The sequence below is a fragment of the Rhodococcus sp. NPDC127593 genome (assembly GCF_042671975.1).
GTDB lineage: Bacteria > Actinomycetota > Actinomycetes > Mycobacteriales > Mycobacteriaceae > Rhodococcus_F.
Map to the genome: position 1 here is coordinate 14,369 of NZ_JBHXWI010000073.1, position 23,957 is coordinate 38,325.

Genomic DNA, 23,957 nt, shown 5'->3' on the forward strand with positions numbered 1-23,957 from the left:
CCCTGAGCGCAACCTGGGAGAGTGGCCGCGGCCACGCTCGCCCGCGGTCGCCGGGCCCGCGGCGGGACTCGCGGCAAGGCGGATCACCGCTCGGGACGCGTTGGCCATAGGATAGATACCTGTGACTCCAGCTGACCTTGCCGAACTGCTCCGCGGAACCGCCGCGAAAGTGCTCGCCGAACGCGGACTCGACGTGTCCGTGCTTCCCGAAACTCTCACGGTCGAGCGTCCGCGCAATCCCGAGCACGGCGATTACGCCACCAACGTGGCGATGCAGGTGGCCAAGAAGGTCGGTACCAACCCGCGTGAGCTGGCCGGCTGGCTCGCCGAGGCGCTGACCGCGGCCGAGGGCATCGACAGCGCCGACATCGCGGGCCCGGGCTTCCTCAACATCCGCCTGGCCGCCGACGCGCAGGGCGCGATCGTCGCGAAGATTCTCGAAGAGGGTGCCGCCTTCGGGTCCGGCCACACGCTCGCCGGCAAGATGATCAACCTCGAGTTCGTTTCCGCCAACCCCACCGGGCCCATCCACCTCGGTGGAACGCGCTGGGCCGCGGTGGGCGACGCGCTGGGCCGGATCCTGTCCACCCAGGGCGCGGCGGTCACCCGCGAGTACTACTTCAATGACCACGGCGCCCAGATCGACCGGTTCTCCCGCTCGCTGATCGCGGCCGCCAAGGGCGAACCCGCCCCCGAGGACGGCTACGCGGGCGCCTACATCGCCGACATCGCCGCCCAGGTGCAACAGCAGCGTCCCGACGTGCTGGAACTGCCGACGGGCGAGCAGCAGGAAGTCTTCCGCGCCATCGGCGTCGACCTGATGTTCGCCCACATCAAGGGCACCCTGCACGAGTTCGGCGTGGACTTCGACGTCTACTTCCACGAGAACTCGTTGTTCGAGTCCGGTGCGGTGGAGAAGGCCGTCGAGACGCTCAAGGACTCCGGCAACCTCTTCCAGGAAGACGGCGCCTGGTGGCTCAAGAGCACCGACTTCGGCGACGACAAGGACCGCGTCGTCATCAAGAGCGACGGCAACGCGGCGTACATCGCCGGTGACATCGCCTACTTCCAGGACAAGCGCTCCCGCGGCTTCGACCTGTGCATCTACATGCTCGGTGCCGACCACCACGGGTACATCGGCCGGCTCAAGGCGGCCGCGGCCGCGTTCGGCGACGACCCGGACACCGTCGAGGTGCTGATCGGCCAGATGGTGAACCTCGTCCGCGACGGCGTGGCCGTGAAGATGAGCAAGCGCGCCGGGACGGTCATCACCCTCGACGACCTGGTCGAGGCGATCGGCGTCGACGCGTCGCGGTACGCGATGATCCGGTCGTCGGTGGATTCGAGCATCGACATCGACCTCGAACTGTGGACGAGCACCGGCAACGAGAACCCGGTGTACTACGTGCAATACGCGCACGCCCGCCTGTCGGCCATCGCCCGCAACGCCGCCGATCTCGGTATCGCCGTCACGGATCCCGACTTCTCGCTGCTCGTCTCGGAGCAGGAGGGCGATTTGATCCGCACCCTCGGCGAGTACCCGCGCGTCGTCACCAGTGCCGCGAATCTGCGTGAGCCGCACCGCATTGCGCGGTATCTCGAGGAGCTGGCCGGCGCCTACCACCGGTTCTACGGCGCCTGCCGGATCCTGCCTCAGGGTGACGAAGAGGTCGGCCCGCTGCACATCGCGCGACTGGCGCTCTGCGACGCGTCCCGTCAGGTCCTCTCCAACGGACTGGCCCTGCTCGGCGTCGGCGCTCCGGAGCAGATGTGAACGCGCACCCCGCAGGTCCCAAGCACGCCGAACAGCTGCACGCACCCGGTCTGCCCGAACGTCCCGCCGACGCGGCCGCGTTCGCCGCACTGTCTCCCGAGGTGTGGCCCCGCAACGCGCACCGCGCCGCGGACGGGGTCGTCAGCCTGGCAGGTATCCCGGTCACCGAACTGGCCGAGAAGTACGGCACCCCACTGTTCGTGGTCGACGAGGACGATTTCCGGTCCCGCTGCCGCGACATGTCCCGTGCGTTCGGGCCCACGGCCAAGGTGCACTACGCGTCCAAGGCGTTCCTGTGCGGCGAGATCGCCCGCTGGGTCGCCGACGAGGGCCTTTCCCTGGACGTCGCGTCGGGCGGCGAACTGGCGGTTGCCCTGCACGCCGGCTTCCCGGCCGAGCGAATTGCCATGCACGGCAACAACAAATCGGTCGCCGAGCTGAACGCCGCCGTATCGGCCGGGGTCGGGCACATCGTGCTCGACTCCGCGACGGAGATCGACCGCCTCGACAAGGTGGCCGCCGAAGCCGGTGTGGTGCAGGACGTTCTGATCCGCGTGACGGTCGGAGTCGAGGCGCACACCCACGAGTTCATCTCCACGGCCCACGAGGACCAGAAGTTCGGGTTCTCGCTCGCGGGCGGAAAGGCGATCGACGCGGTCCGCCGGGTCTTCGCCGCCGGCAATCTGCGGCTGGTGGGCCTCCACAGCCACATCGGCTCGCAGATCTTCGACGTCGACGGCTTCGAAGTGGCCGCGCACCGCGTGATCGGGCTCCTGCGGGACGTCGTCGCGGAGTTCGGTGTGGACAAGACCGCTCAGATCTCGATCATCGACCTCGGCGGCGGCATGGGAATCTCCTACGTCCCCACCGACGACCCGCCGCCGGTCGATCAGCTCGCCGCCAAACTCGGCGACATCGTGCGCAACGAGTCGGCGCTCGCCGGGCTGCCGGAGCCGACGCTGGCCGTCGAACCCGGACGCGCGATCGCCGGACCCGGCACGGTGACGCTGTACGAGGTCGGGACCATCAAGGACGTCACCGTGGGCAGCAACCTCACCCGCCGGTACGTCAGCGTCGACGGCGGAATGAGCGACAACATCCGTACCGCGCTGTATCAGGCGGAGTACGAGGCCAAACTGGTCTCGCGGGTCAGTGACGCGGCACCGGTGGTGTCCCGCGTCGTCGGTAAGCACTGCGAGTCCGGCGACGTCGTGATCCGCGACACCTGGATGCCCGAGGACATCGACGCCGGCGATTTGCTCGCCGTGGCGGCGACCGGTGCATACTGCTATTCGATGTCGAGCAGGTACAACCTGCTCGCCCGCCCTGCCGTGGTGGCGGTGCGCGACGGACAGTCGCGCGTGATCCTCCGGAGGGAAACCGTGGAAGACCTGCTGAGCTTGGAGGTACAGGAGTGACGAGCGAATCGGCGCATCGCGCTATCGGTGTGGCCGTCCTCGGCCTCGGCAACGTCGGGAGCGAGGTGGTGCGCATCCTGCGGGAGCACAGCGAAGACCTCGAGGCTCGCGTCGGTGCCCCGCTGGAACTGCGTGGAGTGGCCGTGCGCCGCCCCGGTAAGGACCGCGGAATTCCCGAGGAGTTGCAGACCACCGACGCGGAGTCACTCGTGGCCCGCGACGACGTCGACCTCGTCGTCGAGGTGATCGGGGGCATGGATCTGCCCCGCAAGCTGATCCTCTCGGCGCTGAACTCCGGCAAGTCCGTCGTCACCGCCAACAAGGCGCTGCTCGCCGATCACACCGGTGAACTGGCCGAGGCGGCGGAACTGCACAACGTCGACCTCTACTTCGAGGCCGCCGTGGCCGGCGCGATCCCCGTGATCCGCCCGCTCATCCAGTCCCTCGCGGGTGACCGGGTGAACAAGGTCGCCGGGATCGTGAACGGAACCACGAACTTCATCCTGTCGGCGATGGACGAGACCGGCGCGGACTACGCCGCGACCCTCGCCGAGGCCGGCCGCCTGGGATACGCCGAGGCCGACCCGACCGCCGACGTGGAGGGCTACGACGCCGCGGCCAAGGCGGCCATCCTCGCGTCGATCGCGTTCCATACCCGGGTCACCGCCGCCGACGTGTACCGCGAGGGGATCTCCAAGATCACCGCGGCCGACCTGACGTCGGCTCGCGCACTCGACTGCACGATCAAGCTGCTGTCCATCTGCGAGCGGATCACCACCCCCGAGGGCAAGGAGCGGATCTCCGCGCGGGTCTACCCGGCGCTCGTGCCGCTGGAACATCCGCTGGCCTCGGTCAACGGTGCGTTCAACGCCGTCGTCGTCGAGGCGGAGAACGCCGGGCGCCTCATGTTCTACGGTCAGGGCGCAGGCGGCGCCCCCACCGCGTCGGCCGTGATGGGCGACCTGGTGATGGCCGCGCGCAACAAGGTGAACGGTGGCCGCGGACCCCGCGAGTCCAAGTACGCCAAGCTGAAGATCGCGCCGATCGGGGACATCCCCACGCGCTACTACGTCAACATGCAGGTGACGGACAAGGCCGGGGTCCTGTCGGCGGTGGCTGCCGAATTCTCGCAGCACGGCGTCAGCATCTCCACCGTGCGGCAGGAAGGCGCCGGCGACGGTGCCCGCCTCGTCGTCGTGACCCACGTCGCGACGGATTCTGCTCTGTCGGAAACCGTTGAAGCACTGAGCAAACTCGAATTCGTCACCGCTGTGACCAGCGTGCTGCGACTGGAAGGCACCGAACAATGACCGGCACCCGTAACCCCGTTCACACCCCCTGGCCGGGGCTGATCGAGGCTTACCGCGACCGCCTCGCGATCGGACCGAACTGGAAGACGATCACCCTGCGCGAGGGCGGCACCCCGCTGCTGCCTGCCGGGCACCTCTCGGAGCTCACCGGTTGCGACGTCTACCTGAAGGTCGAGGGGCTCAACCCGACCGGTTCGTTCAAGGACCGCGGCATGACGATGGCCGTCACCGACGCGCTGGCCCGCGGTCAGCAGGCCGTCCTGTGCGCGTCCACCGGTAATACGTCCGCTTCCGCCGCCGCGTACGCCGCCAAGGCGAAGATGACCTGCGCCGTGCTGGTGCCGCAGGGCAAGATCGCGATGGGCAAGCTCGCGCAGGCCGTCATGCACGGCGCGCGGATCATCCAGGTGCAGGGCAACTTCGACGACTGTCTCGAACTGGCCCGCAAGACCACCGCGGAGTTCCCCACGATCGGGCTCGTGAACTCGGTCAACCCGGTCCGCATCGAGGGCCAGAAGACCGCGGCATTCGAGATCTGCGACGCGCTGGGCAAGGCCCCCGACGTGCACGCGCTCCCGGTCGGCAACGCAGGCAACATCACCGCGTACTGGCGTGGGTATTCCGAGTACTACGCGGACGGACTCACCAGCGTGAAGCCCCGCATGCTCGGCGTCCAGGCCGCCGGCGCCGCACCGCTCGTCCTCGGCGCACCGGTGAAGCACCCCGAGACGATCGCGACCGCGATCCGCATCGGCTCGCCCGCGTCCTGGAACGGTGCGGTCAACGCCAAGGAAGAGTCGCACGGCGCCTTCCGGGCCGCGACCGACGACGAGATCCTCGAGGCGTACCGGCTGATCGCCAGGACCGAAGGGGTGTTCGTCGAGCCCGCCTCGGCCGCGAGCGTCGCGGGTCTGCTCGCCGCCCGCAAGGAGGGCTGGCTGGACTCGGGGCTGACCGTCGTCTGCACGGTCACCGGTAACGGCCTCAAGGACCCCGACACGGCGTTGGCGGGTATGCCTGAGGTTCAACCGATCCCGGTCGATCCTGTCGCTGTCGCGTCGGCCCTCGAGCTGGCGTAGTGGTGGCGCCCACGCCCACCACGCCGCAGGACCACACCGCTGCCATGACACAGACCCTCCCCACGGGCCTCACCGTGACCGCCCGCGTGCCTGCGTCGAGCGCCAACCTCGGCCCGGGCTTCGACACGCTGGGCATCGCGCTCGGGCTGTACGACGAGATCACCGTGACGACCACGGCTTCGGGGCTGAACATCCGGGTCGAGGGCGAGGGTGCCGACGACGTGCCGTGGGGTCCGTCGCATCTCGTGGTCCGGGCAATCGAACGCGGCCTGGAATCGGCGGGCGTGTGGGCCGACGGCCTGGACGTGGTGTGCCGCAACGCGATACCCCATTCGCGGGGCCTGGGTTCGTCGGCCTCCGCCGTCGTCGGGGGGCTGGCGGCCGCCAACGGACTGGCGATCAAGCTCGACCCCGAACTCGGGCTGTCGCTCGATCAGCTCGTCCAGCTGTCGTCCGAATTCGAAGGGCACCCCGACAACGCGTCGGCGAGCGTACTCGGCGGCGCCGTGGTGTCGTGGAGCTGCGCGGGCGAGCAGACCGACGGAGCGCCCGCGGCCACCGACATCTACTCGGCCGTCGCGCTGAAGGTCCATCCCGCGATCCGCGTCGTCGCTCTGGTGCCGGGCGAGCGCTCGTCGACCGCCCACACGCGGGGTCTGTTGCCCGAGACGGTTCCCCACCGGGACGCGGCATTCAACGTCAGCCGCGGGGCCCTCGCTGTGGTGGCGCTCACAGAGCGTCCCGACCTCCTGATGGCGGCCACCGAGGATCGACTGCATCAGACACAGCGCGCTCCGGCCCTTCCACTCACGACGCGATGGATCGCCGTCCTCCGGAAGGCGGGTATCGCCGCCACCGTCTCGGGAGCCGGACCGACCGTACTCGCATTGACCACGGAGCCTTTCCCCGTGGATCTTCGAGCACAGGCCGAGGCCGAGGGGTTGCAGGTTCTCGAACTGGACGTGGCGGACGGCGTCCGGACCAGCTGACACGCCGTAGGGGCGTCTCCTTGCCCCTACGGTCGTTCACAGCTATCCTGGGCAATGTCCGTACATCGTGCGCATCAGACGCCGGTGCTTCACCAGGGCAATTACTCCAGGTCAATCGGGGTTGACGGCTCCTGGCACGATCCTCCGCACTATCTGTCGTGTAGGGATTGCGAGTACGCGCCTGTTTCAAAGGTGATGTGATGGCGGGCAAGCCGGCAGTTCTTCACATGCAACTACGTACGGCACATCCGAATTCGGTATTCGAAACCGAATTACGGGACGAACCCTCGACTCTGCGCAGCGCGAGTGAGGGAAGGAAAGGACCTCTGTGACCGATACGGACCTCATCGCCGCTCCTGTGCGCGCCTCCTCGGTGGATACCGTTGGCGCGCAGGCAGGCGACTCTTCACAGGCGTCATCGACCGCACCCGGCACCGGTGCAGTGACGGCCTCCACCAAGCGCGCCGAGGCGCGCCGAGGTGCCGGGCTGTCCGGAATGGTGCTCACCGAGCTCCGCACTCTCGCAGGTGAGCTGGGCATCAAGGGCATCTCGGGGATGCGCAAGGGCGACCTCATCGCCGCGATCAAGGAGCGTCAGGGCGGCTCTTCCGCCCCGGCCGCTGCCGCGACCGAAGCCGCTCCCCGGACCCGGACGACGCGCGCGAAGCGCGAACAGTCCGCTCAGACCGAACTCGAGGTGACTCCCCAGACGGAGACCACCGAGAAGGCCGCCGAGCCCAAGACCGCCGAACCCGCGACGGGCGACGGCGCAGCCGCCGACACCGACACCGCCGAAGGCGGCCGCCGCGGGCGTCAGCGCCGCGGATCCGCGCGCCGGGCAGGCGCACCCGAGCAGGGTGACCAGGGCAGCAACGCTCAGGACACCGCCGCGGCGAATGCCACCGACACGCAGCAGGCCGAGCGCAAGCAGGCCGACGACCGTCAGGATTCCGCCGAGAAGCCGGCCAAACAGGACGGCTCCGGCGAACAGGGCGGCGACCGCAACCGACGTGAGCGGGGCGGCGACCGTGCCGACACTCGTGGTGACCGTGGCGACACCCGTGGCGACCGCGGCGAACGCGGTGACCGGGGCGATCGCGACAACCGTGGCGACCGCAGCCAGGGCAACAACGGCCCGCGCAACAACGACAACCGCCCGGGCGACGACGAGGAAGGCGGTCGCGGACGCCGCGGACGTCGCTTCCGCGAACGTCGTCGTGGACGCGACCGCGGCGAAGGCGGTGGCGGTGACGTCCGCGAGACCGAGATCCGCGAGGACGACGTCCTGCAGCCGGTCGCCGGCATCCTGGACGTCCTCGACAACTACGCGTTCGTGCGGACCTCCGGTTACCTGGCCGGACCGAACGACGTCTACGTGTCGATGAACCTGATCCGCAAGAACGGTCTCCGTCGCGGCGACGCCATCACCGGCGCCGTCCGGATCGGACGCGAGGGCGAACAGGGCAACCAGCGCCAGAAGTTCAACCCGCTGGTCCGCATCGACACCGTCAACGGTGGCGACGTGGAAGCGGCCAAGAAGCGCCCCGAGTTCGGCAAGCTCACCCCGCTGTACCCGAATCAGCGGCTGCGTCTGGAGACGACGCCGAACATCTTGACGACCCGTGTCATCGACCTGGTGATGCCGATCGGCAAGGGACAGCGTGCGCTGATCGTGAGCCCGCCGAAGGCCGGTAAGACCAGCGTTCTGCAGGCCATCGCGAACGCCATCGCGACCAACAACCCCGAGTGCTACCTCATGGTCGTGCTGGTCGACGAGCGTCCCGAAGAGGTCACCGACATGCAGCGTTCGGTGAAGGGCGAGGTCATCTCCTCGACCTTCGACCGCCCGCCGGGAGACCACACCTCGGTCGCCGAGCTGGCCATCGAGCGTGCGAAGCGTCTGGTGGAGGCGGGCAAGGACGTCGTCGTCCTCCTCGACTCGATCACCCGCCTCGGCCGTGCGTACAACAACTCGTCGCCGGCCTCGGGACGCATCCTCTCCGGTGGTGTCGACTCGACCGCGCTCTACCCGCCGAAGCGTTTCCTCGGTGCTGCGCGCAACATCGAGAACGGCGGTTCGCTCACGATCATCGCGACGGCCATGGTCGAGACCGGTTCCACCGGCGACACCGTGATCTTCGAGGAGTTCAAGGGCACCGGTAACGCCGAGCTGAAGCTCGACCGCAAGATCGCGGAACGTCGTGTGTTCCCGGCCGTGGACGTGAACCCCTCGGGTACGCGTAAGGATGAGCTGCTGCTCAGTCCGGATGAGGCCGCGGTGCTGCACAAGCTCCGGCGTGTGCTCTCGGGTCTCGACTCGCACCAGGCCATCGATCTGCTGATCGACCGCCTCAAGAAGAGCAAGAGCAACATCGAGTTCCTCATGCAGGTCTCGAAGACTGCCCCGGGCGCGATCGACGACTGATCTCGACTCGAAGCGGGGCCCGGCGACTTTCGGTCGCCGGGCCCCGCTGTTTTCCACCTCGATAACCACTGTGGAACAAAACGCGGACCACCCGCGTTGACCACACCGCAAGCACAAATGCCGATTGGGATCGCGAACCTGCGATCTGGCATACTGAGCGGCTGAGTCCGGTTCCGGTTCACGTCTTCGAACGGCGAAGGCGACCCGGCGACCATTGAAAGGGACACCATGAAGTCAGGCATTCACCCCAATTACGTGGCCACCACCGTGGTCTGTGGTTGCGGGAACACCTTCGAGACCCACAGCACCAAGGAGACCGGGCGTATCAACGTCGAGGTCTGCTCGCAGTGCCACCCGTTCTACACCGGCAAGCAGAAGATCCTCGACACCGGTGGACGCGTCGCCCGGTTCGAGGCTCGCTACGGCAAGCGCGCCGGCAAGGGCGCAGCCAAGGAATCTGCAGAGTCCTAGCTGTTCCGCCGACGCCCGTCCTGCGATAATTGCAGGCCGGGCGTCGGCTTTTTTGTGCCGAATTCCCGAAAGAACGCAGAGTGGAGCGAATCATGGCAGGGACCACCCAGCCTTCGGCCATCGACGACATCCTGGCCGAACATTCCGGCCTGGAGCAGCAGTTGGCGGACCCGGCCCTGCACAACGACCCTTCTGCGGCCCGCAAGGCGGGCAAGCGTTTCGCCGAGCTCGCGCCGATCATGGCGACGTACACCAGGCTCAAGTCGGCGCAGGACGATCTGGATGCCGCGCGCGAGCTCGCCGCCGACGACTCCAGCTTCGCCGCCGAGGTGCCCGAACTCGAGGCGCAGGTCCTGGAGCTCGACAAGGCCCTCACCGACCTTCTGGCCCCCCGCGACCCGCACGACGGTGACGACGTGGTGCTCGAGGTGAAGTCGGGGGAGGGCGGCGAGGAATCCGCGCTGTTCGCCTCCGATCTGGCCCGGATGTACGTCCGGTACGCGGAGCGTCACGGCTGGCGTGTCGAGATCCTCGACGCGACCGTGTCCGACCTCGGCGGATACAAGGACGCGACACTGTCGATCAAGTCGAAGGGCGATGTGCGTGACGGGGTCTGGGCGCGACTGAAGTTCGAGGGCGGTGTTCACCGCGTGCAGCGCGTGCCCGTCACGGAATCGCAGGGACGCGTCCACACGTCCGCCGCCGGTATCCTCATCTACCCGGAACCGGATGAGGTCGAGGAGGTGCAGATCGACGAAACCGATCTGCGCATCGACGTCTACCGCTCCTCGGGCAAGGGTGGTCAGGGTGTCAACACCACCGACTCCGCGGTCCGTATCACGCACCTGCCCACCGGAATCGTCGTGACCTGCCAGAACGAGCGCTCACAGCTGCAGAACAAGGCGCGTGCCATGCAGGTGCTCGCCGCGCGGCTGCAGGCCGCGGCCGAGGAGGCCGCGGATGCGGAGGCGTCGGCGGGCCGGCAGAGCCAGGTGCGCACCGTCGACCGTTCCGAGCGCATCCGCACCTACAACTTCCCGGAGAACCGCATCACCGATCACCGGATCGGCTTCAAGTCCCACAACCTGGATGCGGTCCTGGACGGCGAACTCGACGCGCTGCTGGACGCCCTGGGCAAGTCGGACCGCGAGGCGAGGCTCGCCGCGGAGTAACCGCGAAGCGGGACCGCGCCACCGGACGGCGGGCCGCGTGGCAGTCTGTACCTGTGAGTCGCCTTCCTCTTCGCCTGGCCCTGATCGACGCAACCGCGCAACTCGACGAGGCCGGGGTGCGTAGTTCCCGTGCCGATGCCGAACTGCTCGCGGCCCACCTGCTGGGGGTGGAGCGGACCCGGCTCGGCCTCGTCCCTCTGGTCGACGAGTCGGTGATCGACGCCTACAAGAAGATGGTCGACCAGCGCGCCAAGCGGATTCCGTTGCAGTACATCCTCGGTACTGCCGCGATGGGAGACATCGACATCGAGGTCGGCCCCGGGGTCTTCGTGCCGCGTCCCGAGACGGAACTGCTGCTCGGATGGGCGCTCGCGTTCCTCGGAAGCTGCGATCAGCATCCGCCGGTGGTGCTCGACCTGTGCACCGGGTCGGGCGCGCTCGCGCTCGCGATCGCCAACGCCCGCCCCGACGCCGTCGTGCACGCCGTCGAACTCGAACCGCACGCGCTCGCGTGGGCCCGGCGCAACGCCGACGCCCGCGAACAGGCAGGTGACGCACCGATCCGGCTGTACCAGGGCGACGTGACCGACCGGATGTTGCTGGCCGGGCTCGAAGGCGGCGTCGACCTGATAGTGGCGAATCCGCCGTACATCCCGGAGGGCGTCGAGCTCGAACCCGAGGTGGCCGACCACGATCCGCACAGTGCGCTGTTCGCCGGACCGGACGGTCTGTCCGTCATCAAGCCGATGATCTCGAACGTCGCGCGCTGGCTGCGGATCGGGGGAGGGGTCGGCATCGAGCACGACGACTCCAACGGGTCCGACGTGGCGGCATTGTTCGCGTCCCGCCGGGTATTCGGCGAGGTCGCGGAGCACCCGGACCTCGCCGGGAAGCCGCGCTTCGTGGTCGCCCGGCGCGTCGCCACGGATATCGAGGCGCAGCGTGCAGGGGCCGTCGCCGAGGGTGAAAGAATGGGCGGGTGAGTACCGTTTACGACTGTGGCCTTCCCGATTCACGCGCTGCCGGAATGAGTGCGGCCAAGAATGCGCTGAAGGCCGGGCGGCTCATCGTGCTCCCCACCGACACGTTGTACGGAATCGGCGCGGACGCGTTCGACAGCGAGGCCGTCGCCGCCCTCCTGCGGGCCAAGGGTCGCGGACGCGACATGCCGGTTCCCGTGCTCGTCGGCTCGTGGAACACGATCGACGGCCTGGTGTACAGCGTGCGCCCGCAGACACGCGACCTCATCCGGGCGTTCTGGCCCGGCGGGCTGAGTCTCGTTGTGGAACAAGCGCCTTCGCTGGCGTGGGACCTCGGCGACACCCGGGGCACGGTGATGCTGCGCATGCCGCTGCACCCCGTCGCCCTCGAACTGTTGCGTGAAGTCGGACCGCTCGCGGTGTCGAGCGCGAACGTCTCCGGACGGCCGCCTGCGACGACGGTCGAGGACGCGCGCGAGCAACTCGGCGGCTCGGCGAGCGTGTACCTCGACGGCGGGCGGGCGGAGCAGGGGCAGGCATCGACGATCGTCGACCTCACCGGCGCCTCCCCCCGCATCCTGCGTGAAGGCGCCGTTCCCACCGGCGATGTCGCCGACGTGCTCGGAGTGACGGCGGAGAGCCTGTCCGCCCAGTGAGTGCTGCCGAATCGGCCGGCGTGGCGCTGGCCCAAGCAGGCGGGGGCGCGGGTGTCCCACTGCGTGAACTTCTCCTCGTCCTCTTCACCGCTGCCGTGGTCACCTACCTGGCCACCGGGGCCGTGCGGCTGTTCGCACTCCGGTTCGGGGCGGTAGCGATACCCCGGGACCGCGACGTTCACGTCACCCCGACACCCCGCCTCGGCGGGGTCGGCATGTATCTCGGCATGCTCGTCGCGCTGTTGTTCGCTCAGCAGCTACCCGCACTCACCAGGGGATTCGAGTTCACCTCCGACATTCCGGCAGCCCTGGTCTCGGGGTTCGTGATTGTGCTGGTGGGGGTGGTCGACGACCGGTGGGGCCTTGACGCGCTCACCAAGTTCGTCGGCCAGGTCACCGCGGCGGGAATCCTCGTCGTGATGGGGGTGAGCTGGTTCATCATCTATATGCCGTTCGGGGACGGCAGCACCGTCATCCTCGACCAGCTCCAGGCCGGTCTCGTCACCGTGGGTGTCGCGGTCGTGATGGTAAACGCCATGAACTTCGTCGACGGCCTCGACGGCCTCGCGGCGGGGCTCGGCCTGATCTCCTCGCTCGCGATCTGTGTGTTCTCGGTGGGGCTTCTGCACGATCAGGGCGGCGACGTCAGCGCGTATCCGCCCGCGCTGATCGCCGCCGCGCTGGCAGGTGCGTGTCTCGGATTCCTTCCGCACAACTTCCAGCCCGCCAAGATCTTCATGGGAGACTCCGGATCCATGCTGATCGGCCTGATGCTCGCGGCCATCTCCACCAGCGCGTCCGGTCGCATCCCGCTGACCGCCTACGGCACCCGTGACCTGCTCGGTCTTCTCTCTCCGCTGCTCCTCGTCGGTGCCGTCATGTTCATCCCGATCCTCGACCTGCTGCTCGCCGTCGTCCGGCGGACCCGTGCGGGAGTGAGCCCGTTCAGCCCCGACAAGATGCACCTGCACCACCGCCTCCTGCAGATCGGGCACTCGCACCGTCGCGTCGTGCTGCTCATCTACTTGTGGGTCGGTGTCCTGGCGTTCGGCGCGGTCGGATCGGCCCTGTTCGACCGTCGTGTCGTCGTCCTCCTGGTTGCGGGAGGCCTCGTCTTCGCGCTGGTGGTCACGGCCGTCCCGTCGATTCGGGGACAGCAGCACGACCGTCGCGGCTGACCGGAGGGTTGCGGCGGACCGGCGAGGATCCACTACCCTTGGCGACCGTGACGTTCACCCCCGCCTCCGCCCCTGATCACACCTCGTCGTTGCGGGCTGCAGTCCGCTACGGAGTTCTCGGTCTGATCGTGCTGGCAGTGGTCGGCTCGATCATCGCGTTTCTCGTCGCGGGTAAGCCCGGTCTGTACGGCGCGCTACTCGGTGCGGCGGTCGGGGGAGGGTTCATCCTGTGCACCGCGCTGGGTGTGCTGTTCACCGCGAAACTTCCGGCCTTGACTGCGGGAGCGGTACTGCTCGGTACGTGGTTGTTGAAGATGATCCTGGCGATCACGGTCCTGGCGATCCTCAAACCGCTCGACTTCTACGACAAGACGGCATTGGTGCTGGTCATGGTGCTGTCGCTGGTGATCGTGCTGGGAGCGGAAACGTTCGGAGTCCTGGGAACCAAGGCGCCGTACGTCGAACCCACGCCGTCGGACGACGCCGGATCGTCCGAATCGGACGATAAGTAGTACTACGAGATGTAGTAAAATTGAATCGACCCGGACCCCGTCTACACAACGTCGTAGTTGACTTGCTAAGGTCTGGGTCAAGCGAGAGCAATGAGAGTGCGAGTAAGTTACTCGCCGGTATTGCATGCTTGTAGGTGGCCGCACTTTCAGGGCCGCCGAGTCGACGAGAGTCGCCGACACCGACAGACGCTGGACTCGAACAGTCCGCAGCAGCTGACGAATACGCGAGTCGAGCTTGTCGACTTGTTTGATCGTCAATGTCCGATCGAACCGCAGTCAACGAAGGCTGCGGACCGACTACGGGAGAGAACGCTGAGCGTCATCAACGTGGCCGCGGAAGAATTCCACGCGCCTTCCCTGAACGACTTCTTCCCGCCCGCGGTCCTGTTCGAAGGGACTCCGTTCGAACTCGACCGCCTGATGCTGGTTCGCATCCTGCTGTCCGGACTGATGATGCTCTTCTTCGTCATCGCGCTGCGCAGCCCGAAGATCATTCCTCGCGGTGTCCAGAACATCGGTGAGATCGCGCTCGACTTCGTCCGGATCAACATCGCGGAAGAAATTCTCGGCAAGGAGCAGGGCAAGCGCTTCCTGCCGGTCATCACCACCATCTTCTTCCTGGTGCTCGCCAGCAACCTCGGCAGCATCATCCCCTTCATCAACATCTCGCCGAACGCGCGTATCGGCATGCCGCTCGTGCTCGCCGCCCTCGCGTACATCGTGTTCAACTACGTCGGCATCAAGAAGTACGGCTTCTTCAAGTACGTGAAGAGCAGCATCGTGGTCCCCGGTGTTCCGCTTCCGCTGCACTTCCTGCTCGTGCCGATCGAGTTCATCTCGACGTTCGTCCTCCGGCCGTTCACGCTCATGGTTCGTCTCATGGCCAACATGCTGGCCGGCCACATCCTGCTGGTGCTGTTCTTCAGTGCCACCCAGTACTTCTTCTTCATCTCCGGTGGCTTCCAGGCCGTGTTCGGTGTGGCCTCGCTTGCCGCCGGCATTGCATTCACCTTCTTCGAACTGCTGGTGATCTTCCTGCAGGCCTACGTCTTCGCGCTGCTCACGTCGGTGTACATCGATCTGGCGCTGCACGCGGATTCGCACTAGCACCACAAATTTCACGACCAGCTCCACCAAGAACTGAGCCTCCCGCCGAATCCGGCGGAGGTCAACAGAAAGGGAACGGAACACCATGAGCCTCGCCTACCTCGCTCAGGAAGCTGTCCAGGAAACCCGCTCGACGGGCTTCGGAGCCATCGGCTACGGTCTCGCCGCGATCGGCCCCGGCATCGGCGTGGGCATCGTTGTCGGTAAGGCAATCGAGGGAATGGTTCGCCAGCCCGAGATGGCCGGACAGGTTCGTACCACGATGTTCCTCGGTATCGCCTTCACCGAAGCCCTCGCGCTGATCGGCCTCGTCGCCGGCTTCATTTTCTAAGACCGTCACATGGCAGCCAACATCGCATTGCTCGCGGCAGAGGAAGAGAGCCACAACCCTCTCCTCCCCGCGACGTATGACATCGTTTGGTCGATCGTCTGCCTGGTCATCGTTGGTTTCGTCTTCTGGAAGTACGTCCTTCCGATGTTCCAGAAGGTCCTTGCCGAGCGAACCGAGCAGATCGACGGCGGCATCAAGCGGGCCGAAGAGGCCCAGGCCGAAGCGAAGGCGGCGCTCGAGCAGTACCGCGCTCAGCTCGCCGAAGCTCGCACCGAGGCCGCGCAGATCCGTGAGGACGCGCGCACCCAGGGGCAGCAGATCATCGCCGAAATGAAGGCACAGGCTCAGGAAGAAAGCGACCGCATCGTGGCCGCCGGCAACAACCAGCTGGTTGCGCAGCGTCAGCAGATCGTCACCGAACTGCGCGGCGATCTCGGCCGCACCGCGGTCGACCTCGCTGAGAAGCTCATCGGTGAGTCCCTCGCCGACGACGTCAAGCGGGCCGGCACGGTCGATCGATTCCTGAACGAGCTCGACTCCATCGGCGCAAATTCCGCAGCAGGGAAGTGAGCACCATGTACGCAGCGAGCCGTGAGGCCTTGACGCAGACCCGTGCTGCGTTGTCTTCGGCCTTGGGATCCGTCTCTGCCGGAGCAGCCACAGCGGCCGCGGCCCAGATCGGGGCGGAACTGTTCTCGGTCGTCGAGATCCTGGACGAACAGCGCACTCTCCGGAGTGCCCTGTCGGACACCTCGACGCCCGGGAGCGCTCGCGAAGGTCTGGCCGAACAGGTGTTCGGCGGCAAGGTCTCCGCCGAGACCCTCACCGTCCTGAAGGCGGCGGTGGGCCAGGACTGGTCCACCACCTCCGACCTGCGCAACTCGCTGGTGCTCCTCGGTCGGGAATCGCTCCTGAAGGCAGCGGCCGATCAGGGACAGCTCGACGCCGTCGAGGACGAACTATTCCGCCTCGGCCGCATCGTTGCCGGTGACCCGAAGCTCGAGCAGGCACTGTCCGACCGTTCCGTGCCGGCGAAGAGAAAGCGTGAACTGCTCTCCAAGCTGCTGTACGGCAAGGTCACCGCTGTCGCCGAGGCGCTGGCGACCCAGGCAGTGGGCCGGTTGAAGAACTCCGCACCCGCGGACGCCTTCGACGAACTGTCGAATCTGGCAGCAGCACAGCGGGAAGCAGTTGTCGCCAAGGTGCGCAGCGCTGCTCCGCTGTCCAGTGAGCAGTCGGATCGGCTGACCGCCACCCTCACCCGTACCTACGGGAAGCCGGTGACGGTTCACGTGGAGGTCGATCCTGAACTCCTCAGCGGCTTGGTCGTCCGGGTGGGCGACGAGGTGATCGACGGCAGCGGAGCGGGACGTCTCGCAGCGTTGCGGAAGTCCCTCAAGTAGTCCGCAACCGAACCCCATACCCCAGATCTTTTCGAAGACCAGACACCGAGAGCAGGAAAAACATGGCGGAGCTGACGATCTCCTCCGACGAGATCCGTAGTGCGATCGAGAACTACACCGCGAGCTACTCCCCGGAGGCCTCCCGCGAAGAGGTCGGCCTTGTGACCGACACCGGCGACGGCATCGCGCACGTCAGTGGCCTGCCTTCGGCGATGGCCAACGAACTGCTGGAGTTCCCCGGCGGAGTTCTGGGCGTCGCGCTCAACCTGGATGCCACCGAGATCGGTGCCGTCATCCTGGGCGACTACGAGAACATCCAGGAAGGCCAGGAAGTCAAGCGGACCGGCGACGTGCTGTCGGTACCCGTCGGCGACGCGTTCCTCGGCCGTGTCATCAACCCGCTCGGCCAGCCGATCGACGGCCTGGGCGAGATCGAGAGCAGCGAGACCCGCGCCCTCGAGCTGCAGGCTGCCTCGGTGCTCGAGCGTCAGCCCGTCGAGGAGCCGCTGCAGACCGGCATCAAGGCCATCGACGCGATGACCCCGATCGGCCGCGGACAGCGTCAGCTCATCATCGGCGACCGTAAGACGGGCAAGACCGCGGTCTGCATCGACGCAATCCTGAACCAGAAGGCCAACTGGGAGACCGGCGACGAGAAGCAGCAGGTGCGCTGCATCTACGTCGCGATCGGCCAGAAGGGCTCCACCATCGCGGGCGTCAAGGCTGCCCTCGAGGAGCAGGGCGCGATGGAGTACACCACCATCGTCGCCGCCCCGGCCTCCGACTCCGCCGGCTTCAAGTGGCTCGCGCCCTACACCGGCTCCGCCATCGGCCAGCACTGGATGTACCAGGGCAAGCACGTCCTGGTCGTGTTCGACGACCTGACCAAGCAGGCCGAGGCGTACCGCGCCATCTCGCTGCTGCTGCGTCGCCCGCCGGGACGTGAGGCATACCCCGGTGACGTCTTCTACCTGCACTCCCGCCTGCTGGAGCGTTCGGCCAAGCTGTCCGACGCCCTGGGTGGAGGCTCGCTGACCGCGCTGCCGATCATCGAGACCAAGGCCAACGACGTCTCGGCCTACATCCCGACCAACGTCATCTCCATCACCGACGGTCAGGTGTTCCTCGAGTCGGACCTGTTCAACAAGGGTGTCCGCCCCGCCATCAACGTCGGTATCTCGGTGTCCCGCGTCGGTGGCGCCGCGCAGACCAAGGGCATGAAGAAGGTCTCCGGTTCGCTGCGTCTGGAGCTGGCACAGTTCCGTGAGCTCGAAGCGTTCTCCGCCTTTGCCTCCGACCTGGACGCCGCCTCGAAGGCTCAGCTCGAGCGTGGTGCCCGTCTGGTGGAGCTGCTCAAGCAGGATCAGTACAGCCCGATCCCCGTCGAGGACCAGATCGTCTCGATCTACCTCGCCGGTGAAGGTGTCTTCGACAGCGTGCCCGTCGGGGACGTCCGCCGCTTCGAGGCCGAACTCCTCGACGAGCTGCACCGCAGTGCCTCCGGCGTGTACGAGAGCATCAAGGGTGGCAAGGCGCTCGACGCCGACAACGCCAAGGCGCTGCTCGAGGCCACCGAGAAGTTCAAGGAAACCTTCCTCGCGTCCGACGGAAGCCGGGTCGTGAACGAGGCCGAGGCCGAGGCTCTCGACGCCGGCGAGGTCGGCCACGAGCAGATCAACGTCAAGCGCACCACCGTCAGCAAGTGAGCGGCCAGCCCATGATGCTGCGAAACATGAAGGGAGAGTGATCGATCGATGGCAAGCATTCTCGAACTGAGGTCTCGCATCAAGTCGGTCAACTCGACCAAGAAGATCACCAAGGCCCAGGAGCTGATCGCGACCTCGCGCATCACGAAGGCTCAGGCCCGTGTCGCTGCGGCAAAGCCGTACGCCGAGGAGATCACGAAGGTTCTGTCGGAGCTGGCCAGCGCATCCGCTTCGCTGGACCACCCGTTGCTCAACGAGCGCACCGAGCCCAAGCGTGCTGCGGTCCTGGTCGTCACCAGTGACCGCGGTATGTGCGGTGGATACAACTCCAACGTCCTCAAGGAGGCCGAGGAGCTGTTCCAGCTGCTGCGCAGCGAGGGCAAGGACCCGGTCATCTACGTGCTCGGATCCAAGGGTCTGGGGTACTACACGTTCCGCGGGCGCAACTTGGGAGGTGCATGGACCGGGTTCTCCCAGGATCCGGGCTACTCCGACGCCGCCAAGGCCAGCCGGCACCTGGTCGACCTGTTCATGGCCGGATCCGGTTCGGAGGTTCCCGCGCCGAACGGCGAGGGAACCATCGAAGGCGTCGACGAGCTGCACATCGTCTACACCCGTTTCGTGTCGATGCTGAACCAGTCCCCCGAGGTGCGCCGGATGGCTCCCCTCGAGGTGATGGTCTCCGAGGAGCACGTCGAACTCGGTGAAGACATACTGTCGAACGGTCACGGATCCAGCAACACGGAACCGGTCGCCGGATACAACTTCGAGCCGGAACCCGACAAGTTGCTCGGTGCCCTGCTGCCGAAGTACATCAGCACCCGCATCTACTCCTCGCTGCTGGATGCTGCGGCGTCGGAGTCGGCTGCCCGTCGTACGGCCATGAAGGCCGCGACGGACAACGCAAACGAACTGGTGAACACGTTGAGCCGTCAGGCAAACCAGGCTCGCCAGGCCCAGATCACCCAGGAAATCAGCGAGATCGTCGGCGGCGCGAATGCGCTAGCCTCGAGCGCAGGAAGTGACTAAGCAATGACCGCAGCAGTAACCGAAAACAACGGGGCAGGCTCGGATTCGTCCATCGCCGGCCGCGTCGTGCGGGTCATCGGTCCCGTCGTGGACGTTGAATTCCCGCGTGGCGCTATTCCTGAACTGTTCAACGCCCTGCACGCCGAGATCACGCTTCCCTCGGTCGCCAAGACGCTGACCCTCGAGGTTGCACAGCACCTCGGCGACAACCTGGTGCGCACCGTCTCGATGCAGCCCACCGACGGCTTGATCCGCGGTACCTCGGTGTCCGACACGGGCAAGCCGATCTCGGTTCCCGTCGGTGACGTCGTCAAGGGCCACGTGTTCAACGCACTGGGCGACTGCCTCGACGCTCCCGGCACGGGTCGCGACGGCGAGCAGTGGGGCATCCACCGCAAGCCACCGGCCTTCGACCAGCTCGAGGGCAAGACGGAGATCCTCGAGACCGGCATCAAGGTCATCGACCTCCTCACCCCGTACGTCAAGGGTGGAAAGATCGGTCTGTTCGGTGGTGCCGGTGTCGGCAAGACCGTTCTGATCCAGGAAATGATCACCCGTATCGCCCGCGAGTTCTCCGGAACCTCGGTGTTCGCAGGCGTCGGTGAGCGCACCCGTGAGGGCACCGACCTTCACCTCGAGATGGAAGAGATGGGCGTCCTCCAGGACACCGCCCTTGTCTTCGGCCAGATGGACGAGCCGCCGGGAACGCGTATGCGCGTCGCCCTGTCCGCGCTGACCATGGCGGAGTACTTCCGCGATGTCCAGGGCCAGGACGTTCTGCTGTTCATCGACAACATCTTCCGTTTCACCCAGGCCGGTTCCGAGGTGTCGACCCTGCTCGGTCGTATGCCTTCGGCCGTGGGTTACCAGCCGACCCTGGCTGACGAGATGGGCGAGCTGCAGGAGCGCATCACCTCGACGCGAGGCCGCTCAATCACCTCGCTGCAGGCGATCTACGTGCCCGCCGACGACTACACCGACCCGGCGCCGGCCACGACGTTCGCGCACCTCGATGCCACCACCGAGCTGTCGCGTCCGATCTCGCAGATGGGTATCTACCCCGCCGTGGACCCGTTGACCTCTACTTCCCGCATCCTGGAGCCCGGCATCGTCGGTGAAGAGCATTTCCGGGTTGCCAACGAGGTCAAGCGCATCCTGCAGAAGTACAAGGAACTGCAGGACATCATCGCCATCCTCGGTATGGACGAGCTGCAGGAAGAGGACAAGGTCCTCGTCGGCCGCGCCCGTCGTCTGCAGAAGTTCCTCGGACAGAACTTCATCGTTGCCGAGAAGTTCACCGGTCAGCCCGGTTCCGTGGTGCCGCTCCGCGACACCATCGAGGCGTTCGACCGGATCTGCAAGGGCGAGTTCGATCACCTGCCCGAGCAGGCGTTCAACAGCTGCGGTGGACTCGACGACGTCGAGGCTGCAGCCAAGAAGATCTCCGGGAAGTAGTCGACGATGGCTGAGATGACCGTGGAACTCGTCGCCGTGGAGCGACGGTTGTGGTCTGGTTCGGCGACTCTCGTCAGCGCACAGACGACCGAGGGCGAGATCGGTGTCATGCCTGGGCATGAGCCGGTTCTCGGACAGCTGGTCGAGGCCGGAGTGGTTGCGATCACGACGGCCGACGGTGAGCGTATCGTCGCTGCTGTGCACGGCGGGTTCCTGTCCGTGACCGCGAAGACAGTCACGATCCTCGCCGAGTCAGCCGACTTGGCCGAGGACATCGATGTGGAAGCGGCCAAGGCCGTGCTCGCAGAGAGTGGAGACGATCTCGAGGCGATTGCTGTCGCCAAGGGTCGGATCCGCGCTGTAGAGCGCGCGTAGGCTGCACGAGAAAGACCGCGACGGAGCCGACGAACAGTGACAATCGGAATGACGGTGTTGATCATTCTGGTTGTGCTGCTCGCGGCCTTCGTCGCGGTCTTTCTGTATCGGCTGGCAGTACTGCGCCGCGGTGGCACCGCGGCGATCCTCCGGGTGACGCCTGCCCCAGGGGACACCGGGTGGCGCCACGGCGTCATCCGCTACGGCGAGGGTTTCCTCGTCTTCTTCAAACTGTCGAGTTTGCGTCCCGGCCCTGATTCGCGCATTGACCGCCAGGGCATCGAAGTCGCAGGTCGTCGCAGCCCGGAGGGCTCCGAATTCGACATCATGTCCGAGGAAATCATCATCCTGTCGGTCAAGGACCGCGATAGCTCGTACGAGATCGCATTGGACGGGGGAGCGATGACCGCGTTCCTGTCCTGGGTCGAATCACGACCGTCCGGCCGATCGGTTCGCGGTCGCCGACTCTGATCAGGCCTTTCCGGCTCCGGGCTTCCAGAGCACGTCGCCCTCGGGGTTTGCGAGCCTGCTGACGATGAACAGCAGATCCGACAGCCGGTTGAGGTATTTCGCCGGAAGTGCGTTGGTGGTGTCCGGGTTCGCGTCGACGGCCGCCCATGCGGACCGCTCGGCCCGCCGGGTCACGGTCCGGGCCACGTGCAGCAGAGCTCCCAGTGCCGTTCCGCCGGGGAGAATGAAGGAGTTCAGCGGCTCCAGGCGTTCGTTCAGTTCGTCGCACCAGCCCTCGAGACGGTCGATGTACTCGTCGGAGATGCGAAGCGGCGGGTACTTGGGTTCTGTCTCCACCGGGGTGGAGAGGTCGGCGCCGGCGTCGAACAGATCGTTCTGGATTTGCCGCAGGATCGACCGGATCTCCTCGGGCGGGTCGCCCAATGCCACCGCGACCCCGATCGAGGCGTTCGCCTCGTCGCAGTCGGCATAGGCGATCAGCCGCGGATCGTTCTTCGAGACACGGGAGAAATCGCTGAGTCCGGTGGTCCCGTCGTCGCCGGTCCGGGTGTAGATCTTGGTGAGGTGTACGGCCATAGCGTTACGGTACCGGCCTCCAGGGTTGGTATCCCTAGCTCTAGGCTGTGTTCTGTGAGTGAACGCTTCCTTGTCACCGGCGGTAACCGCCTCGTAGGTGAAGTGTCTGTCGGGGGCGCGAAGAACAGCGTTCTCAAGCTGATGGCGGCAGCGCTGTTGGCTGAGGGCACCACAACTGTCACCAACTGCCCGGACATCCTGGATGTCCCCTTGATGGCCGACGTGCTGCGCGGCCTCGGCTGCGAGGTGGACCTCGACGACTCCGTCGTCCGGATCACCACACCCGCGGAGCCTAAACACCACGCCGATTTCGCGGCGGTACGTCAGTTCCGCGCGTCGGTGTGTGTGCTCGGACCGCTGGTCGCGCGGTGCCGTCGCGCGGTCGTCGCGCTACCCGGTGGCGATGCCATCGGGTCGCGGCCCCTCGACATGCACCAGTCGGGGCTGCGGTTGCTGGGCGCGCACAGCACGATCGAGCACGGCTGCGTGGTTGCGCAGGCAGACGACCTGCACGGTGCGAACATCCGGCTCGCGTTCCCGTCGGTGGGGGCGACCGAGAACATCCTGATGGCCGCCGTACTCGCCAAGGGCGAGACGGTGATCGACAACGCGGCCCGCGAACCCGAGATCGTCGACCTGTGCAACATGCTGATCCAGATGGGCGCGAAGATCCGGGGGGCCGGCACCTCCACACTGACCATCCAGGGTGTCCCCAAACTCGAGCCCACCACGCACCGGGTCATCGGCGATCGGATCGTCGCAGCGACGTGGGGGATCGCCGCGTCGATGACCCGTGGCGACGTGCGCGTTCGCGGAGTCAACCCGAAGCATCTCGGCCTGGTGCTCGACAAGCTGCGCGTGGCCGGAGCCGAAGTCACAGCGGAGGCCGACGGATTCCGGGTGGTCCAGGAAGCGCGGCCCACGGCCGTCAATTTCGCGACCCTGCCCTATCCGGGTTTCCCCACCGACCTACAGCCGATGGCCATCGGTCTGGCCGCAGTCGCGGAGGGAACGTCGATGATCACGGAAAACGTCTTCGAGGCGCGGTTCCGTTTCGTCGAGGAGATGATCCGGTTGGGTGCCGATGCGCGGACTGACGGTCATCACGCTGTGATCCGGGGAATCGCGCAGCTGTCGAGTGCTCCGGTGTGGTCCTCGGACATCCGGGCCGGCGCAGGTCTGGTGCTGGCGGGACTCGTCGCCGACGGGATGACCGAAGTGCACGATGTCTTCCACATCGACCGGGGCTACCCCCGTTTCGTCGAGATCCTGCAGGAACTCGGTGGCCGGATCGAAAGGGTGGACGCAGATCCCGCTTCTCAGCGGTGAGTCCGGCGTCACAGCGGCCGAATTGAGTGGTAAGGCGCCGGATCGGTTCCGGCGCACCGGCTCTGACCAGCGGAATCCACATCGACGAACGCCGTGACCTGGCGATTTGGCAAGCAGTTTCCCTTCGCGTAACTTATTCCAGGTCAGAGCGACACGGACACCGACCCCGGCCGGAAGGCGGGGGACACGAGGTTGGACGAAGGCGCCTGGT

The 23,957-nt window shown here is 66.6% G+C and carries 23 protein-coding genes; 22 read left to right on the forward strand and 1 reads right to left on the reverse strand.

What is annotated here, in order from left to right; genetic code table 11:
* Positions 1-121: 121 nt before the first annotated feature.
* The 21 genes from argS to ACFVJ3_RS42275 all read left to right on the forward strand — a co-directional run bounded on the left by argS (position 122) and on the right by ACFVJ3_RS42275 (position 21,841).
* Positions 122-1,774 carry an arginine--tRNA ligase gene (gene argS / locus ACFVJ3_RS42175; RefSeq protein WP_378457721.1) on the forward strand — a complete coding sequence of 551 codons (1,653 nt, stop codon included), beginning with the start codon at positions 122-124 and terminating at the stop codon, positions 1,772-1,774.
* Complete coding sequence (gene lysA / locus ACFVJ3_RS42180; RefSeq protein ID WP_378457722.1) at positions 1,771-3,192, forward strand: diaminopimelate decarboxylase; 1,422 nt, start codon at positions 1,771-1,773, stop codon at positions 3,190-3,192. Before argS ends, lysA begins: the two co-directional genes overlap by 4 nt.
* Positions 3,189-4,502, forward strand: a complete 1,314-nt coding sequence (locus tag ACFVJ3_RS42185; RefSeq protein ID WP_005252944.1) for a homoserine dehydrogenase — start codon at positions 3,189-3,191, stop codon at positions 4,500-4,502. The genes lysA and ACFVJ3_RS42185 overlap by 4 nt, the downstream gene beginning before the upstream one ends.
* Complete coding sequence (thrC, locus tag ACFVJ3_RS42190; protein WP_378457723.1) at positions 4,499-5,581, forward strand: threonine synthase; 1,083 nt, start codon at positions 4,499-4,501, stop codon at positions 5,579-5,581. Before ACFVJ3_RS42185 ends, thrC begins: the two co-directional genes overlap by 4 nt.
* Before the next feature lie 44 nt (positions 5,582-5,625).
* A complete protein-coding gene (gene thrB, locus ACFVJ3_RS42195; RefSeq protein ID WP_378457724.1) occupies positions 5,626-6,570 on the forward strand; it encodes a homoserine kinase in 945 nt (314 codons plus the stop codon).
* 328 nt (positions 6,571-6,898) lie between these two features.
* A complete protein-coding gene (gene rho, locus ACFVJ3_RS42200) occupies positions 6,899-8,995 on the forward strand; it encodes a transcription termination factor Rho (protein ID WP_378457725.1) in 2,097 nt (698 codons plus the stop codon).
* A gap of 228 nt (positions 8,996-9,223) precedes the next feature.
* Positions 9,224-9,466: a 50S ribosomal protein L31 gene (rpmE, locus tag ACFVJ3_RS42205; RefSeq protein ID WP_005252948.1), complete on the forward strand. Its 243-nt coding sequence runs from the start codon at positions 9,224-9,226 to the stop codon at positions 9,464-9,466.
* A gap of 92 nt (positions 9,467-9,558) precedes the next feature.
* Entirely contained in the window at positions 9,559-10,638 is a 1,080-nt protein-coding gene (gene prfA / locus ACFVJ3_RS42210; RefSeq protein ID WP_378457726.1) for a peptide chain release factor 1, read from the forward strand.
* Between the two features lie 53 nt (positions 10,639-10,691).
* The gene (prmC, locus tag ACFVJ3_RS42215) at positions 10,692-11,621 is read left to right on the forward strand and encodes a peptide chain release factor N(5)-glutamine methyltransferase (RefSeq protein ID WP_378457727.1); all 930 of its coding nucleotides are present in this window, start codon (positions 10,692-10,694) and stop codon (positions 11,619-11,621) included.
* A complete protein-coding gene (locus ACFVJ3_RS42220; protein ID WP_378457728.1) occupies positions 11,618-12,274 on the forward strand; it encodes an L-threonylcarbamoyladenylate synthase in 657 nt (218 codons plus the stop codon). Before prmC ends, ACFVJ3_RS42220 begins: the two co-directional genes overlap by 4 nt.
* A complete protein-coding gene (locus ACFVJ3_RS42225) occupies positions 12,271-13,452 on the forward strand; it encodes a glycosyltransferase family 4 protein (RefSeq protein WP_378457729.1) in 1,182 nt (393 codons plus the stop codon). The genes ACFVJ3_RS42220 and ACFVJ3_RS42225 overlap by 4 nt, the downstream gene beginning before the upstream one ends.
* A gap of 38 nt (positions 13,453-13,490) precedes the next feature.
* Positions 13,491-13,964, forward strand: coding sequence for a hypothetical protein (locus tag ACFVJ3_RS42230; RefSeq protein ID WP_378457730.1), 474 nt, complete (start codon positions 13,491-13,493; stop codon positions 13,962-13,964).
* Between the two features lie 321 nt (positions 13,965-14,285).
* Positions 14,286-15,071 carry a F0F1 ATP synthase subunit A gene (gene atpB, locus ACFVJ3_RS42235; protein ID WP_378457737.1) on the forward strand — a complete coding sequence of 262 codons (786 nt, stop codon included), beginning with the start codon at positions 14,286-14,288 and terminating at the stop codon, positions 15,069-15,071.
* 85 nt (positions 15,072-15,156) lie between these two features.
* Complete coding sequence (locus ACFVJ3_RS42240; protein WP_072946125.1) at positions 15,157-15,402, forward strand: ATP synthase F0 subunit C; 246 nt, start codon at positions 15,157-15,159, stop codon at positions 15,400-15,402.
* Positions 15,403-15,411: 9 nt separating this feature from the next.
* A complete protein-coding gene (locus tag ACFVJ3_RS42245) occupies positions 15,412-15,972 on the forward strand; it encodes a F0F1 ATP synthase subunit B (RefSeq protein ID WP_072946127.1) in 561 nt (186 codons plus the stop codon).
* A 5-nt stretch (positions 15,973-15,977) separates the two neighbouring features.
* Positions 15,978-16,805 carry a F0F1 ATP synthase subunit delta gene (locus ACFVJ3_RS42250; protein WP_378457731.1) on the forward strand — a complete coding sequence of 276 codons (828 nt, stop codon included), beginning with the start codon at positions 15,978-15,980 and terminating at the stop codon, positions 16,803-16,805.
* Between the two features lie 62 nt (positions 16,806-16,867).
* On the forward strand, positions 16,868-18,511 hold the full coding sequence (atpA, locus tag ACFVJ3_RS42255) for a F0F1 ATP synthase subunit alpha (RefSeq protein ID WP_378457732.1): 1,644 nt from the start codon (positions 16,868-16,870) through the stop codon (positions 18,509-18,511).
* Between the two features lie 48 nt (positions 18,512-18,559).
* The gene (locus ACFVJ3_RS42260) at positions 18,560-19,540 is read left to right on the forward strand and encodes a F0F1 ATP synthase subunit gamma (protein ID WP_378457733.1); all 981 of its coding nucleotides are present in this window, start codon (positions 18,560-18,562) and stop codon (positions 19,538-19,540) included.
* A gap of 3 nt (positions 19,541-19,543) precedes the next feature.
* A complete protein-coding gene (atpD, locus tag ACFVJ3_RS42265; RefSeq protein ID WP_378457734.1) occupies positions 19,544-20,995 on the forward strand; it encodes a F0F1 ATP synthase subunit beta in 1,452 nt (483 codons plus the stop codon).
* A gap of 6 nt (positions 20,996-21,001) precedes the next feature.
* Positions 21,002-21,370: a F0F1 ATP synthase subunit epsilon gene (locus ACFVJ3_RS42270; RefSeq protein ID WP_005252961.1), complete on the forward strand. Its 369-nt coding sequence runs from the start codon at positions 21,002-21,004 to the stop codon at positions 21,368-21,370.
* 48 nt (positions 21,371-21,418) lie between these two features.
* Entirely contained in the window at positions 21,419-21,841 is a 423-nt protein-coding gene (locus ACFVJ3_RS42275; protein WP_378457738.1) for a DUF2550 domain-containing protein, read from the forward strand.
* On the opposite strand, the gene ACFVJ3_RS42280 is transcribed toward ACFVJ3_RS42275, so the two are convergent.
* Positions 21,842-22,417: a cob(I)yrinic acid a,c-diamide adenosyltransferase gene (locus tag ACFVJ3_RS42280; protein ID WP_378457735.1), complete on the reverse strand. Its 576-nt coding sequence runs from the start codon at positions 22,415-22,417 to the stop codon at positions 21,842-21,844.
* A gap of 54 nt (positions 22,418-22,471) precedes the next feature.
* Between ACFVJ3_RS42280 and murA the strand changes: the two genes are divergently transcribed.
* On the forward strand, positions 22,472-23,746 hold the full coding sequence (murA, locus tag ACFVJ3_RS42285; RefSeq protein WP_378457736.1) for a UDP-N-acetylglucosamine 1-carboxyvinyltransferase: 1,275 nt from the start codon (positions 22,472-22,474) through the stop codon (positions 23,744-23,746).
* Positions 23,747-23,957: the final 211 nt, after the last annotated feature.

Excerpts from the sequence above, each read along its gene's own strand:
- ACFVJ3_RS42245 (WP_072946127.1), top strand. The coding sequence starts at position 15,412 with ATGGCAGCCAACATCGCATTGCTCGCGGCAGAGGAAGAGAGCCACAAC.
- ACFVJ3_RS42270 (WP_005252961.1), top strand. The coding sequence starts at position 21,002 with ATGGCTGAGATGACCGTGGAACTCGTCGCCGTGGAGCGACGGTTGTGG.
- atpD (WP_378457734.1), top strand. The coding sequence starts at position 19,544 with ATGACCGCAGCAGTAACCGAAAACAACGGGGCAGGCTCGGATTCGTCC.
- ACFVJ3_RS42260 (WP_378457733.1), top strand. The coding sequence starts at position 18,560 with ATGGCAAGCATTCTCGAACTGAGGTCTCGCATCAAGTCGGTCAACTCG.
- prfA (WP_378457726.1), top strand. The coding sequence starts at position 9,559 with ATGGCAGGGACCACCCAGCCTTCGGCCATCGACGACATCCTGGCCGAA.
- atpA (WP_378457732.1), top strand. The coding sequence starts at position 16,868 with ATGGCGGAGCTGACGATCTCCTCCGACGAGATCCGTAGTGCGATCGAG.
- ACFVJ3_RS42240 (WP_072946125.1), top strand. The coding sequence starts at position 15,157 with ATGAGCCTCGCCTACCTCGCTCAGGAAGCTGTCCAGGAAACCCGCTCG.
- ACFVJ3_RS42275 (WP_378457738.1), top strand. The coding sequence starts at position 21,419 with ATGACGGTGTTGATCATTCTGGTTGTGCTGCTCGCGGCCTTCGTCGCG.
- rpmE (WP_005252948.1), top strand. The coding sequence starts at position 9,224 with ATGAAGTCAGGCATTCACCCCAATTACGTGGCCACCACCGTGGTCTGT.
- thrC (WP_378457723.1), top strand. The coding sequence starts at position 4,499 with ATGACCGGCACCCGTAACCCCGTTCACACCCCCTGGCCGGGGCTGATC.
- ACFVJ3_RS42250 (WP_378457731.1), top strand. The coding sequence starts at position 15,978 with ATGTACGCAGCGAGCCGTGAGGCCTTGACGCAGACCCGTGCTGCGTTG.
- ACFVJ3_RS42280 (WP_378457735.1), bottom strand. The coding sequence starts at position 22,417 with ATGGCCGTACACCTCACCAAGATCTACACCCGGACCGGCGACGACGGG.
- thrB (WP_378457724.1), top strand. The coding sequence starts at position 5,626 with ATGACACAGACCCTCCCCACGGGCCTCACCGTGACCGCCCGCGTGCCT.